A 243-nucleotide genomic window follows, 5' to 3' on the forward strand; every position below is an offset into this window, starting at 1 on the left:
TTCTCTTTTTCTGCCTACTAATGACAGCTTGTATGCAGACAAAATCCTTTCACCGGATAAACGGCTGGTACTACGTAACATCACAGACTACAGACAGCCTTTCACAAACACCTTTCCTTACTGTTAAGGATTTCGATACTTTACGTTTGGAAACTGAAGCTTTTGGACACTCGGTCATTACTGGTGTCTTCCTCCAAGATAAATTGCCTATATGGAGAGAAGCCACAACAAAGAGTGTAGGAA

Annotated in this window: 1 pseudogene; it reads left to right on the forward strand. The window is 41.2% G+C overall.

Annotation, left to right across the window (positions count from 1 at the left end):
- A pseudogene (locus QZ327_RS14375) lies at nucleotides 1-243 on the forward strand (hypothetical protein); the annotation flags it as partial.

The sequence above is a fragment of the uncultured Bacteroides sp. genome, assembly GCF_910578895.1.
Taxonomy (GTDB): Bacteria; Bacteroidota; Bacteroidia; order Bacteroidales; family Bacteroidaceae; genus Bacteroides.